Below are 13,192 nucleotides of genomic sequence, written 5' to 3'. Positions count from 1 at the left end.
TCGCTACGTTCTTCGGCTATTACATCAATTCAGACATTTTTGTCAAAGCATGGTCGACTCTAATATAGATTTCTTTGCGGGTATTATCGCTGAAGGAGAACGTCAGAAAGTGTTCTGTGCTTTCTGGAGGGAATTCTATAAAAAGACTTTTTCTAACTTTTTCGTCCAAAGGAAAGAGCAAGATTTGTTTTCCGTCTATTTCCGGACGAAAGACTCCGTTTTGCTCCCAACTGAGGGAAATTGGCTTTCTAAAAAATCGATTGAATGGATCAGAAACATATATTTTCTCCAAGTAAAGTTGCTCTCTAGTGGATTGAATCTCAAACGAAAGTTCTTGAACTATCCAAGCTTCTTTAAAAATTCTATTCTTTTTAGATCTAATGTTGATGATTGTGAAATTTTTTGTTTGGTAGAGAAAGCAATATATAGCAAAGAGCAAAGCGGCTCCCGCCAAAGCTGTAGAAAGCCAATTAAGTATAGTATCTCCAAGCTTTCCGAAGTTCATAACTTCCAGCAAGAGTCTTGGATACAAACCAGAAAATGTAACTATAACGATACTAATAAAAATGCAAGAACCAAGAATCCGATTCTGACAAAAGAGTTTTGCAGCAACAAGAAATTGCCTTTTATTCATTTAATCCTCCGAGGGTTGATTAGTAATTTTGGCGTGGTAGCTAAATTCTATTCTTCCCTTCGGAGGATCCACTGCTTTATACGACAAGAGAGGGCTGTCTCTGCTATTGGACAGTAGGAGGAGACTCCTTCTATCCGGACAGGAGAGGATTGGAGAGATGTATACAAAGCTACATCCAAACAATAGTCACATAGGAATGAAGGATGACAATTGATGTTCTTAAATTTTTGAGTTTGTTTATCCTATTGGTGTTGGCGACTATATCAGTAGCCGTTTCAATTTACGGAATTATGGCGGCGATCTCCAAGGATATTGAGGCAATGTACAAGTATGGGCTGCTTGCGTTGTTTTTTACTTTGATTCTGGAGTTAGCGATTTATAGTTATAACTTCACGCTAGAAAGGTTGTGCATTGAGTGAAGTTCTCAGGAGTTGAGGCATATTAAATGAATACCTTTAGCTTGAGTTTTGGAAGGTTACCTTCCAAAACTGTGAAATGTAATACGCTACATACTCGATTTGTGTTGCGTAGTCTGAAAGGAATATGGATTTTATATTTCTCAGGCTCCAACTGTTGGAATCTAGTAGAAGGTATCTTTTTATCTAGCTTGATTACACTGGAATTGGAAGGTGCATTATCAAAGATAAAACCTTTACATTTAATTTCTTCCAAATATAGGGGATGCTTAACGTCTAAGAAAGAGATTGTGAGCAAGAAAACCCCATGTACTTTTGTAGATGTAATAGTCCAGTCAATGACAGGTTCCTCCGCTTTCAGAATCGCTCTGGCATTAATTATTGAACTTACTCAGGCAGCAAAAGAACAAAGAAAAATGAGGAAACTAATAAAAGCCTCAATATCTTCCTTAGGAATTAAGTTTTTCAGAGAAAAAAATACTTCTCTGACATGGTACAAGGAAACCACCGATAATGCGGTCAGAAGCAAGATAAGGAGAGTTTCTTTAATCACAATTTTTTTTGCAGACATCTTTTTCCTCCGAGGATTGTTTAGTTTTTTGAATTCGACACTCAAATTCTATTATTTCCTTCGGAGGACTCAATCTCCCTCTCCGGCAATTCAAGGATGAAAAATGAAGATAACCCAATCCAGAAGACTAAAAACTGCACTTTGTTTTATCGCCGGGACTGGCCTTTTAAGCTGTTTTGCATTTAAGGTCATGGCTCAGGAGAATTATTCAAAGATTCCGGGGATGCCAAGCATCGATTTTATGACCGGTGATGACCGCTGGGGATGCGAAGTTCTTCTTTGTCTCGCAAACCCAAACGGGCCACGAGCGGTAAGCGAATGCCGGCCTCCTATCGACAAGTTGTTTAAATGCCTGTCAAAGCGTCATCCTTGTAAATTCCCGTCTTGCCCGATGGCCGGAGAAGGAAATTATGCGAAGCAGCTCAATGACGGCTTCGATCCATGTTCCTTATATGGATTGGAAGATGCACCAAAAGGCCATTTGATGCAGGGAAAACTTGATGCACTTGAGCTCACGACTAATAAAAGAAGAAAGACTCAGTACGTCAAGCGAGGTTCTTCTTCCTTCAATTGGGGAGAAGAACAATACTTTCCTGTAGAGACGACTGGTTCCGGCGGTCACTGGGGCGGAACAAAGGCCTGCGTGAAAGGTTACCAAGGTACTGTTTATGAACCTTACACCTGCTATCAAGACAGTTATCCGACGACTTGCTATCGCCCTGTGAAAGTTTACGAACAAGTTCTTTGGCAGGATTATCAGAGCCGTCGTGCGATCGATGTTTATATCGACGGAAAAGTGTTCAGACGCGTTCATTGGTAAAAGGGAGAGTTTTAAACACCATAGAGAAATATCTGATGAGTTTTTATCCCCCGGTAGATTCAAAAGATTTTCTCTGTGGTACTTACCGGAAGAAAAAATGATTATTAATAAAGAAAAAATTCAGGACGTTGAAGTTGTCAAAATCGGAGAAAAACTTAAACCCGGTTTTGCCGGCCCTCGGAAACTGGCTATCTATGAAGCAAGAGTCAAACAAGGACAAAAGACATTGAAAAAGAAGTCAGAAGATTTGAACGAGTTGCTGGCGTGGATTCAGAAAAAGAAGGCAGCGTAAGGTTTTACACCTTTGTGAATTTTTATACCTCAGCTTATTTGTGCAAACGTTTATTTTACAAAGGTTTTTTCTTCAAGGCTGTTCGGAGGCCGGATGCTAAAAAGTTTAAATTTTTACTTGGCCGGTAAATTTAAACGCCTCCGAACTGTCCTATTTTAAATTGTCAGAGCATCCATAAAGACAACGGCCCCGTAATGAGAAGGTACGGTAAAAGATAATTTTTCTCAAAAGTTCATAAGCGTCCAGTTAACCGGCCAAGTTAAATATAGAACGAATATGAACAAGATATTTTTTAAGAAGATCTGGAACAGAAGCAGAGGCTGCTTTGTAGTCGTATCTGAGGCTGCTTCGTCAGTATCAAAAACAGGCTGTAAAAAAGCTGTAGCAAGTACATTAGTTTTGCCGTTCTTCTGCCTGCCTGCTGCCGCAAGTGCTGAAGTTGTGTGGGAAGGAGATACTAATGCGTCTCAGTTTTCAACGGATGAAGGACCTCGTGCAAGCCAGACTAATGTAGTGAATGGGAATTTCACGCAGGACGTTGGACTCATGTATGCGGTCACCGACGAACACTATCATTATCCCAATATGTCTCTAACCGTTAACGGCAATTATTATGCGCAAGCCAGGACGGTGGCCCACTTTGGACACAACAGAAAAAGCTCTGAGGTATCGAATTTCAGACTTTTTGTCAGCGGCAATGCTACGCTAGACGGAGCTTGGGGCCTTGGTGTGAGAGGCGGCGGAGGCTACCATGACGGCAGTATTATTTCTAACGTCGAGGTAAGAGGCGTCACAACCGTCAACTCGTCCGGAGGCATCTCCAACGCAGCGGATGTAAAGACGACTGCAAATGTTAATTTAAATGTCCTAAATCTCTCGGGAGTCTACGCACTGGATGCCTCCGGCGGCTATTCAACAATAAATACAGTGAACCAGTACGGAGGCGTACTGCGTACTAGCTCTTCCCATGTGTTTCATGCGGTAAATGATTTGAATCTTTACGGTGGAACTACAACTAATCCTGTCGGCATTGTTGTCGGAACAAAGAGCGGTAATTTTTCAGTAGGCCGTACTTTAACTTTGGGCGGCGGAATCGTTTCGAACCGTTCACTTCTTACGCAAGTCGGAGGAGCAATTCAGGTTACTGCCGGCAGTTATGACTTCGGTACTTTCAATAAGAGCAACGGTACTCTTAGCAACGCCAGCACTTTTCCACAAGAGTGCTAACTGAAGTTTCTGTATTTCTTTCAGGAGAAAACCTATGAGCCAGAACAATTCGCTATCTGTCAGAGACGAATTAGAAGAGATCCGAGTGGGATCCAAGACGTATTCCATAGATCTGCTCGGGGCGATTTTCATAAATAAAAAGAAAGTCAGGCTCAAGATGCAACTCCCGATAACCTGCCCAATTTCCAATAAGGAGATGGTCTTTGACAGAGGCGGGAAGTGGTTGCTCAGACATCAACAATCGAACTATCTCTTTGAAAAGAGTCAAATCCTTATGTCTTTTTTTCGCAAGTTTTATGTCCTTTTTCAACCTAGAGGATGCGACAAACTCTTTCATGAGTTAAATATCCATCTCTTTAAAAAAAGCCTCTGGATTTTTGTACTTGGTTCCGCCTCCTGCCTCCACTTCCTTAATAGCAGTTATGGTCTCCTTGTTAGGAATATGCGCTCTGAATGGCATTCCTTGTTCTGCAACCGCTTGACTCAAAAATGTTCTGACAGCTTCGGAAAGGCTCATACCCATCTTTTCAAAGAGAACCGAAGCTTGTTCTTTCAAGTCTTGTGTCAGCCGAACTTGAATCTGGGTGTCTGTAACTGTACTCATAGTTTTAATGTAGTTAATTTGTCATAACAATGTAATTGTATATTAAAAATCATGAACAAAATTTATAAAAAGATTTGGAATAAGGCTAGAGGGTGCTTTGTTGCAGTATCCGAAGCAGTGTCTTCTGCCTGCCAAAGAGCAGGAAAACCAACCATAATCGGAATTTCAAGTTTACTTCTGCCTCTAACTACTCATGCCGCAGTCACCTTGGAAGGAAATCATAGCTTCGATGAGATGATTTACTCCAAGCATCACATTATGGCTTCGGATTACATAGTTACAGGTGATCTAACCGTAGGCAATGGATCATATGGATCGGTAGTTTGGACCTCAAAGGACTATACCAACAACAATCAAGTCCTGACTGTTCAAGGCAATCTTCATATTGATAATGGCGGCAAATTAACTGTAAGTCATAACGGGGATGGCGGAGCTCAATTAAACGGAACCGTAAACGTTGGTGGCAATTTAAATGTTAGCGGTGAATTAGCTTTAGGCAGCGGAAATGAAGGCGACAAAGATTCAAGCATTTCCAATCTCAACGTGGGCAATACTTGGAAAATAACCCAAACAGGTTTTGTTGATGTTCATCGCGATTACCGTAATACGCATATCAATGTGTATTCCAAAACAATTGATTCTGAAGGAATTCTAGATCTAACGAGAATCAAAGACGGATCAATAAGTACAGAAAATCTTTTTGTACGTGGCGGTACTTTTAATCAAACAAATAACATCCAAACCTATGCTTCCAATTCATTATCAGTTTTAGGAGGCACCCTTTCTAACGAATCTTCGCTGGTAGTAGGAGGAAAGAGCGGTCAATTTTCTGTTGGTAATTCGCTTACTTTAGAGGGCGGTAATTTAACCAACAGAAATTTATTAACTCAGATAGCCGGGAGTATCAACATAACAGGCGGCAGTTATGACTTCGGTACTTTCAATAAGAGCAACGGTACTCTTAGCAACGCCGGCACTTTAGCAATTACTCAATTTAATCAGTCAGGAGGTTCCTCTTCCAATACCGGAACTCTGTCAATTGGAAACTCTGATTTATATGGTTCATTGACTTCGAGCGGAACTTTGACGCTTACAGGCAATGTTACGAGCAGAGGAAACTTGTCTTCGACAGGAACGCTAAATAACCGTGGCAGCTGGACGGAAACTAATGCATTCACTATTGCCGGCAATCTCAACAACACTGGAGCAATCAACTTCCAGAATGGTTTTACTTTTGCTTCTAACGGAAAACTGAATTCATCCGGCACTATTCAAACCAGCAATGCCTCAAATATCTTTGACTCCCTGGGGAGTCAAGGACAAACGGCATTGACGATCGTCAGTATGAATGCGCAATTGCCGGAAGAAGCGAAGACTGCATTGACTGACTTATTCCGTCACTATGTTCCCGGAACCGTTGCTCAGAATCTGGTTGACCACGCCACGTTTACCGGCGGAAAAGTCATCGTTACCGGCGTCAATCTGACGCAGACGCAGGCAGCTGATTTGACAAAAGCATTCAAATCAAAGTTTGGATCCGCTACCACGCTTGAATTCCAAGGCACGATAGCCGGCGTTTCACATGATGATAAATTGAATGTTGCCAAAGTCAATGAACTTTATGACAACGTTGAGTCCTTAAGAGACGTCACAATCATTAGTCACAATCTGGAAGGTGAAGGAAAAGACGTTGAAATTGGAGAAAACGGCGTTAAGCATTCTGCAGGTTTCAAAGGCATAAACGAGGCTGCCTCTATCACTGTCAAAGACGGTAAGACTTTAGAACTTGTCGGAGAAAAAAATAACTCCAACTTCTTAATGGCCGCAGTCAATACGGTAGTCGAAGGATTTTCTAAACTTGTTTTCGGTTCCAAAGGCTTAGAAGATACTTATTCCGGAAAGACTGCAGCAGTTCACCTTACCGACACCAACGCAGCTTTGCTTGTTGCGGCCGGCGTCTATGAGTCGGAAAGCGTTTCCGGGGCTGGCTCTGTCAAAGTCGAGCAAGGAGCGGTTTTTGCTATAAAAGGGGCTTCGCAGAGCGGAAAACTTGATGTTAAGGGTCAACTTGATGTCAAAGGTGACGCTTCACTCGGGCATACTGAGCTCGCTGAGGGCTCTGTTCTGAATAATTCAGCCAATCTTCATCTGACTTCCATCGATTCTTCTGCCGGAGCAGTCTACAACCAGACTGGCGGTTCTCTTCAGTCCGATTCCGGTTGGTTTGAAAATGCCACATTGAATATTAGCGGCGGAAAACTCGATGGCTCTCTGATTAAAGACTCTGAAGGAAATGCTGCCGGACTCGGCAACAACACAATCAATATCAGGGGCAACGGTAAAAATCCGATTATCGTCACAACTGATCCGGCTGAAAGCAAGAAAAATTGGAAAGATAACTTAACAGTTGTCTATACGCCGGAGATCACAAGCGAAACAACGGTTAATGTCTACGAAGGCGGTGTTCTTCAAGCCGACAAACTCAATTTTGACGGCACAACTGAAAATTCTGTTGTGTTAGCCGGCGGTGCCTTAGAAACAAAACTTGATCAAGTTTTCAATGATGTTAAGCGAGATCTTTTAACTTTGGATGGAACGGACTCAGGCGGTCAGATTGGAGTTCCTACTCATGTACTCGGCGCAACAAGCGTCGGTTCCATGAAAGAAGAAGTCAAAAACGCTGTCTACGGTCATAGCGGACTAGTCGTATTCAATGACGAATATCTGAAAATGTCCGGCGTTATTGATGCTATGCAGCACTTTGTAGCGGATGCCGAAAATCCGGGAGTCATTGATCCCGATAATCCTTACACGCCCGGAGATACTTCTACAGGCTTGTACTTGGCTTTCACAGGCCAAGTTGACGGAAAATTAACTGTTGACTTAGCTAATCAGTTCGATTCAGAGCAGAGCGGAGGAGATCTTGCCGGTGTGGTACTTAGTCACACGATTCTTTACAACGAGTCTGCAAGCGATCCCAATAAATTAAACAATAATTTGGTTATCGGCTTTAATGAGCATAATCATCCGAATGCGAACGTTATTGATGTCAACCAGGGTATTGGTTTTTTAAGTGTTGACGGAGCGGATCAAGTTCATATTGAAGAAGGCAAAGAGTTCGTGCTTGTCGGTCATCATGATGATGACGATATCAGAACTGATGAAGACAGAAACAACGTTCACAGTGTTCCTGACAGTGTTTCCCGAGTTTGACACCTATTTTTGCAGATGAGACCAGACGCGCTCTGGGTTCCTCTGCAAAAAAATTTACCGTCTTTGTAGCGTAAAAGTAGCGTGTTTTAAAAAATTCAGGTATAATATCCTTACAGTAGTCGGAGTCGGAAAAATGCCTTTGCATGTTTCAGTGGTTAAAGTTAAAAATCATCAATACATCCGTGTCTATTCGAGTTATCGAAATGAAAAAGGACAACCTCGTTCTCGAATAATTGAAAACCACGGCAGACTTGATGCCGCTTTAGAAAAAGATCCTCAGTATGTGGAAAGACTCAAAGAACGCATTGCTAAGGAGAATGCTCTAGAAGCTCAGAACAAATCTCTGGAACTTGAAAATCAAGCCAAAAGAAGAATGGATAAGTTGGCTGATTCTGCTAAAGGTCTTAACGAGAAACCGGGCAATTTCAAGAGCCTCAATGTTGGCTCGGCTCTTATAAGGAAGGTGTGGTTAGATTTAAAAATGCCGGAGATGTTCCGCCATCTTCAAAAAGGCAGAAAAATCCAATATCCCTATGACCAGACTGCTTACCTTCTGACTGAGCAGAGGTTCTTAAATCCCTCAAGTAAGTTGAAAAGCTTTAATAACCGTGCTCATAGCATCATTGATCACGGCCAAGTCGATCATCTTGAAGATTTGTATAAAGTTCTCGATGTGCTTCAAGAAGATAAGAAAACCATCGTCAGACATTTAAATAAAGAAATCCAGAAAAGAACAAAAAGGACTGTCACGGCTGCCTTTTACGATGTGACCACCTACAGTTTTGAGAGCCACAGTGTCTCTGAATACAAGGATTTCGGTCTAAGCAAAGATCATAAGGTTAACGAGGTTCAGGTCGTGCTTGGACTTGTTATGGATGAGAACGGCATCCCCATTGACTATGAACTCCTTGCAGGCAACACCAGTGAATTCGGGACGATGGTGCCGTTGATTAAGAAAATAAAAAATACCTATCATCTCAAACAGCTGATTGTGGTTGCTGACCGTGGCTTGAATTGTGCTGAGAACCTATTTGCTCTCAAAGAAATTGGCTGCGACTTCGTTATTGCTCAGAAGTTTAAAAACTCTGCGGCGCAAATAAAGACTCAAATTCTGGATCCCGACAACTGGGAGGAGTTTATTTGCAAAGACGACGGAGAGGTTAAGTGTCAATATAAAACACTGAATGTGACTCAGGAACTGCACGAGAGGAAAGAAAGTCCGACTACTCATCGCCGGTACCGGGCCCCAAAGGTTCTAGGCACCATGGAACTAAATTGGATCGTCTCTTACAGCCCGGCAAGAGCGGCTAAAGATAAGGCCGATAGAGACAGAGCCATTGAGAAGGCAAAGAAGGCGGTCGATGATCCAAACAGACTTCGAAGCTGCGGGTATAAATCCCTTATTACGATCCCTAAAGGGACCGGTTCTCCTCGTATAAATTGGGACAAAATTGAAGAACAGGCCAAGTGGGACGGTTATTACGTTATTTGTACGAATCTTGAAATTTCGCCTCATGAAGCAACCAGTATTTATCGAAAACTCTGGCAAATTGAAGATTGTTTTAGAGTCTCAAAAACTCATCTGGAAACACGTCAGTGCTTCGTGTGGACGGATCCTCACATTTATGGACACTTCCTTAGTTGTTTTATAAGCCTGGTCATTGAAAAATACATGCTCTTCATGCTTAAAAGGGAGTTAGGCAAAGAAGAAATCACACACGACAAGATGCTTGAGAGCATCAAAACCGCCAGTGTTGTTTACGATGATATTAACCCTCAGGTGCCTCTTTATTTAAGACTGTATGAGGCTGGGTTGTTCGACCGAATGTCCACCGTATTTGGGCTGGACGCTCTCAATCGAGTGGAAACTCCGTCTTCTCTAAGAAGGAAATTACATTTGCCGATTGCAAAAACTTTAGCTACACAGACGTAATTTTTATAAAGTCTGGGAACCTCGATGGAGCCTAGGTTCCCGCAGATTTCTTGATGAATCTGGTGTCAAAGTCGGGAGTTCGTGCTTGTCGGTCATCATGATGATGACGATATCAGAACTGATGAAGACAGAAACAACGTTCACAGTGTTCCTGACAGTGTTTTATTCAATGAGAAGACAGCATTAATTAAAAATGACAACAATGATGGAGGTCATGTTGAAGTTTCCGGAAAGTTTACTTATGGAAGCTTCGCAGCGCATACTCCGACAATCGACTGGATTGGCTCCCTGCTCATCCATGAGTCAGGCACTGTAGAGGCCAAGAACGGAGAATATGCTGTTTGGGATATTGAAAACAACGGCAAGATTCACATCAATAAAGGCTCTATTCTTCATTCGCATAACTATACTGGCACCGGAGATTGGCTCAACGAAGGTCAAATCTGGTTAGGTAACTCTCATTCGGGACAAGTTGCCGATAAAGACCATATTCCATTTGAGATTAAAGGTAAGTTTGAAAATGCAGAAGGAGCAATTTTCAGCTCTGCTAATAAAACTAACCTTATTGTCAGCAATGAACTTTTGAACAAAGGTACCGGGCTTTATTCTGTACTTACCATTGCTGAAAACGGAGTTTCTGTCAATAAGGGAGAAGAGAGCGGAAAAGCCATTGAGGTTCAAACCGGAGGAAAACACGTCAACGAGGGCTCCTCTTTCTTTAAGAAAGTCAGTGTTTCCGGTCTTATTCAAAACTTTAAAGATTTTGTGATTGGAGCTGACTCTTCGACGTCAACTTTGGCCGAAACAGATGCCGATACGGATGTGAAGGCTTTTGAAGTTGCAGCCGGAGGACGTTTTGAAAACAAAGGTAACTTAACCGCCAGCTCTATTCAAACCTCTCAGATCGCCGGAGAGCTCGACAATACCGGAGTGGCCAATTACAACGATATGGTAATTTCAGCTACCGGTTCTTCGACTACAGCAAATTATGAAAAAGGAGAATGGCTGACAGTCAACGGTTCTCATCAAAACTCTAAAGTCTCCATCTGGAACAAGATTGATGTCGGCCAGAGCGGCAAGCAGGAAAATTCCGGATCTTTGGAAATAGCTGACGCCTTTAAAGTTGCCGGAGAGTTTGTTAATACAAAGACAGGCACACTCGATGCTTCAAAAGTCGGAAATACTGAAGTCACCGGTACTCTTACAAATGACGGGCAAGCTCAGTACAAAGATATGACTGTGCAAAACGGCGGCAGCTCTATTAATACCGGCTACGAAAAAGGAGAGTGGCTCAAGATTGAAGACGGAGGCAAACACGCTAATTCCGGAGTTTCTATCTGGAACCAACTTGCTGTTGACGGTGAGCTGAACAATGAGAAAGACGGCAGGCTTGATGCAACAGAAGTCGAGAACACTGAAGTCACCGGTACTCTTACCAATGACGGAACGGCCAACTACGATGATATGACTATCAAAGACGGTGGCCTCTCAGATAATAAAGGCTATGAAAAAGGAGATATCAAAACCGTTGGTCCCGACGGTACTCATAAAAACTCCGGCACTTCAATTTGGAATGAAATTAAAGTCGACGGCGGAGATTTTGAAAATACAGGTAAGACCGATACTGACAAGCTCACTATCGACGACGGAAAAGTTGAGATCGGTGCAGGTGAACTCAATGCAAAAGATACCGATCTGAACGGCGGTGACTTAGTCATCGGCAACGATAAGCCGTTGGCAGAAGAAAACAAAGCTCAAGCAGAGCTGAAAACCGATAAGCCGATAGATACGAATATTTATGTAAAAAATAACGGTGACTTAGGCTTAGGTGAAGATGCACTGGAGTTTGCAGACGTTGTAAGTGCTCTTCGTATTCCTGATGTTCCGAGCCGCTTGGTTGTTACAGAGCAGGTTGTTACCGGGCCTGGAGGCGGAATTGCGGTTGGTCCGAAAGTCTGGACAGATGAAGACAATCATGTCCAAATCGGCAACGGTGATTTGTATTTTGCAGACGGCAGCTACACGGTGATCAAAGCTGAAGCGGCTGCAAATTCACCGATATTTACTACAACCAGCGATATAGCCAAAGTGACTGTGGAGCCGGGTGCAACTTTAGTCTTAGGAGATTTGCAGGAGCCCGGAGATTACTCAATTGTCAGCGGTTTTGTCACTACAGGCAATGAAGATGAAAGCGGCTGGATCGGAGGCTGGATAGCAAAAGATAATCTTTATGCACTTGCGCAGCAAGGTACCGGTCTTGAGTGGATTCTGACGCTGCATCATGACCCAGCGAATATTTGGGTCAATGCTCAGCTAGCCGATGTTAGGACTCTTTATCCGGATATCGTTATACCGAATAACGTTAACAAAGCGTTAAACGGTCCTTGTTCCGGAGGAGCTGACGAGCAGCTCATCTGCAAGATTCTCAAGGATAAGACAGCCGGCAGAGATGTTAAGACAAAACTGTTGAATTCAGTGGTGATGATCGGGCAGGCATCGGGAGCTTTGTCCATTACAAACGACTTGGCCGATAGCACAACGGATTCTGTAGAAAAACACCTTTCTTTTAGAGATTACGGATATGCCAATGGAATGCTTAAAGACTATTCAGGTCTGCATTTGTGGGCTGATTTGCTTGGAACACGTTTAAAGACTAAAGACTTGGACGGTGCCGGCAATATGAACGGCGGGTTCAGAGCTTATTCCGGCGGTTTCATTCTTGGTGCGGATCATCAGTTCGCAGCGATGCCTGATGTAAGAGCAGGTTTAGCATTTTCCTTCCAGAAAGGAAAAGCAGATTCTCTCGGAGATTACATTGCGACAAGGAACAAATTTAGCCAGTGGATGATTCATGGCTATGTAGCCAAGGACTTCGACAACGACCTTAACTGGATTAGTTCTATCAATGTCGGACAAAATGTAAGTAAAGCGTCTCAGTCTCTGCCGTTGTGGTCGGGTTTTGATCGCTCGGATGCACGTATTAAAAATACAGTTGCCAACGTTGCTACAAAACTTGAGAAGAACATTCAGCTCTCTGAAAACGTTCATATCGTTCCGCACGCCGGCTTACGCTGGATGAGAACTCATACTCAGGGATACACCACGAAACTTAACGGTCAAAGTGCCTTCCGTTACGGCAGTACTTCCACGAATTTGCTGCAGGTTCCCCTTGGTGTCGGTGTTGAAGCAGAAGCTTCTATCGGTGACTGGAGGATTCGTCCTCAAGCTGATTTGACTCTTGTTTACAGCATTGGAAACCTTAAAAACTCTACAACTGTTTCTGGAGTTACTGTCGGAGAACTTGATTCTATGTCCAATCAATTTGCCGGAAGGTTCTCCTCAAAACTTCAGGCCGGAATACAGGTTGAAAGAAAAGGCGTTTCCGGAGGTCTGCAATTTGGTTTGACAAAAGGCTCTGCGGGCAAGCTTGATGCGGCAGTCAAGCTTGAGGGTAGGTATAGGTTCTAAGGAAAAAGGCAGAG

General features: G+C 42.9%; 11 protein-coding genes. 7 read left to right on the top strand and 4 right to left on the bottom strand.

Annotation, left to right across the window (positions count from 1 at the left end; translation table 11 throughout):
• Positions 1-19: 19 nt before the first annotated feature.
• Positions 20-634: a hypothetical protein gene (locus ADH67_RS06305; RefSeq protein WP_066593197.1), complete on the bottom strand. Its 615-nt coding sequence runs from the start codon at positions 632-634 to the stop codon at positions 20-22.
• A 203-nt stretch (positions 635-837) separates the two neighbouring features.
• Here ADH67_RS06305 and ADH67_RS06300 point away from each other — a divergent pair, with 203 nt between their 5' ends.
• The gene (locus tag ADH67_RS06300; RefSeq protein WP_066593196.1) at positions 838-1,053 is read left to right on the top strand and encodes a hypothetical protein; all 216 of its coding nucleotides are present in this window, start codon (positions 838-840) and stop codon (positions 1,051-1,053) included.
• Between the two features lie 388 nt (positions 1,054-1,441).
• Here ADH67_RS06300 and ADH67_RS06295 read toward each other — a convergent pair whose 3' ends face one another.
• Positions 1,442-1,621, bottom strand: coding sequence for a hypothetical protein (locus tag ADH67_RS06295; protein ID WP_066593190.1), 180 nt, complete (start codon positions 1,619-1,621; stop codon positions 1,442-1,444).
• Positions 1,622-1,724: 103 nt separating this feature from the next.
• On the opposite strand from ADH67_RS06295, the gene ADH67_RS06290 reads away from it, so the two are divergent.
• The 3 genes from ADH67_RS06290 (at position 1,725) to ADH67_RS06280 (ending at position 3,960) form a co-directional block, all read left to right on the top strand.
• Entirely contained in the window at positions 1,725-2,441 is a 717-nt protein-coding gene (locus ADH67_RS06290) for a TrbM/KikA/MpfK family conjugal transfer protein (RefSeq protein ID WP_066593188.1), read from the top strand.
• A 97-nt stretch (positions 2,442-2,538) separates the two neighbouring features.
• A complete protein-coding gene (locus ADH67_RS06285; protein WP_066593187.1) occupies positions 2,539-2,733 on the top strand; it encodes a hypothetical protein in 195 nt (64 codons plus the stop codon).
• A gap of 276 nt (positions 2,734-3,009) precedes the next feature.
• Positions 3,010-3,960 carry an ESPR domain-containing protein gene (locus tag ADH67_RS06280; protein WP_066593186.1) on the top strand — a complete coding sequence of 317 codons (951 nt, stop codon included), beginning with the start codon at positions 3,010-3,012 and terminating at the stop codon, positions 3,958-3,960.
• Positions 3,961-4,030: 70 nt separating this feature from the next.
• Here ADH67_RS06280 and ADH67_RS13780 read toward each other — a convergent pair whose 3' ends face one another.
• On the bottom strand, positions 4,031-4,297 hold the full coding sequence (locus tag ADH67_RS13780; protein ID WP_066593184.1) for a type II toxin-antitoxin system RelE/ParE family toxin: 267 nt from the start codon (positions 4,295-4,297) through the stop codon (positions 4,031-4,033).
• A 3-nt stretch (positions 4,298-4,300) separates the two neighbouring features.
• Complete coding sequence (locus tag ADH67_RS06270) at positions 4,301-4,564, bottom strand: type II toxin-antitoxin system RelB/DinJ family antitoxin (protein ID WP_066591426.1); 264 nt, start codon at positions 4,562-4,564, stop codon at positions 4,301-4,303.
• A 51-nt stretch (positions 4,565-4,615) separates the two neighbouring features.
• Here ADH67_RS06270 and ADH67_RS06265 point away from each other — a divergent pair, with 51 nt between their 5' ends.
• The 3 genes from ADH67_RS06265 to ADH67_RS06255 all read left to right on the top strand — a co-directional run bounded on the left by ADH67_RS06265 (position 4,616) and on the right by ADH67_RS06255 (position 13,178).
• On the top strand, positions 4,616-7,777 hold the full coding sequence (locus ADH67_RS06265) for an ESPR domain-containing protein (protein WP_066593181.1): 3,162 nt from the start codon (positions 4,616-4,618) through the stop codon (positions 7,775-7,777).
• Between the two features lie 133 nt (positions 7,778-7,910).
• Positions 7,911-9,710, top strand: a complete 1,800-nt coding sequence (locus ADH67_RS06260; RefSeq protein ID WP_066591030.1) for an IS1634 family transposase — start codon at positions 7,911-7,913, stop codon at positions 9,708-9,710.
• A gap of 81 nt (positions 9,711-9,791) precedes the next feature.
• Positions 9,792-13,178, top strand: coding sequence for an autotransporter outer membrane beta-barrel domain-containing protein (locus ADH67_RS06255; RefSeq protein ID WP_066593180.1), 3,387 nt, complete (start codon positions 9,792-9,794; stop codon positions 13,176-13,178).
• The last annotated feature ends 14 nt before the right edge of the window (positions 13,179-13,192 follow it).

The sequence above is a fragment of the Turicimonas muris genome (genome assembly GCF_002221595.1).
Classification (GTDB): Bacteria; Pseudomonadota; Gammaproteobacteria; order Burkholderiales; family Burkholderiaceae_F; genus Turicimonas; species Turicimonas muris.
Note: the sequence above shows the minus strand (reverse complement) of the source record. Positions and strands in the feature narration are given on the sequence as shown.

What these genes read in the sequence shown, in the direction of transcription:
- ADH67_RS06265 (WP_066593181.1), top strand. Translation starts at nt 4,616, where the DNA reads ATGAACAAAATTTATAAAAAGATTTGGAATAAGGCTAGAGGGTGCTTT.
- ADH67_RS06295 (WP_066593190.1), bottom strand. Translation starts at nt 1,621, where the DNA reads ATGTCTGCAAAAAAAATTGTGATTAAAGAAACTCTCCTTATCTTGCTT.
- ADH67_RS06260 (WP_066591030.1), top strand. Translation starts at nt 7,911, where the DNA reads ATGCCTTTGCATGTTTCAGTGGTTAAAGTTAAAAATCATCAATACATC.
- ADH67_RS06300 (WP_066593196.1), top strand. Translation starts at nt 838, where the DNA reads ATGACAATTGATGTTCTTAAATTTTTGAGTTTGTTTATCCTATTGGTG.
- ADH67_RS06270 (WP_066591426.1), bottom strand. Translation starts at nt 4,564, where the DNA reads ATGAGTACAGTTACAGACACCCAGATTCAAGTTCGGCTGACACAAGAC.
- ADH67_RS06305 (WP_066593197.1), bottom strand. Translation starts at nt 634, where the DNA reads ATGAATAAAAGGCAATTTCTTGTTGCTGCAAAACTCTTTTGTCAGAAT.
- ADH67_RS13780 (WP_066593184.1), bottom strand. Translation starts at nt 4,297, where the DNA reads ATGAAAGAGTTTGTCGCATCCTCTAGGTTGAAAAAGGACATAAAACTT.
- ADH67_RS06285 (WP_066593187.1), top strand. Translation starts at nt 2,539, where the DNA reads ATGATTATTAATAAAGAAAAAATTCAGGACGTTGAAGTTGTCAAAATC.
- ADH67_RS06280 (WP_066593186.1), top strand. Translation starts at nt 3,010, where the DNA reads ATGAACAAGATATTTTTTAAGAAGATCTGGAACAGAAGCAGAGGCTGC.
- ADH67_RS06290 (WP_066593188.1), top strand. Translation starts at nt 1,725, where the DNA reads ATGAAGATAACCCAATCCAGAAGACTAAAAACTGCACTTTGTTTTATC.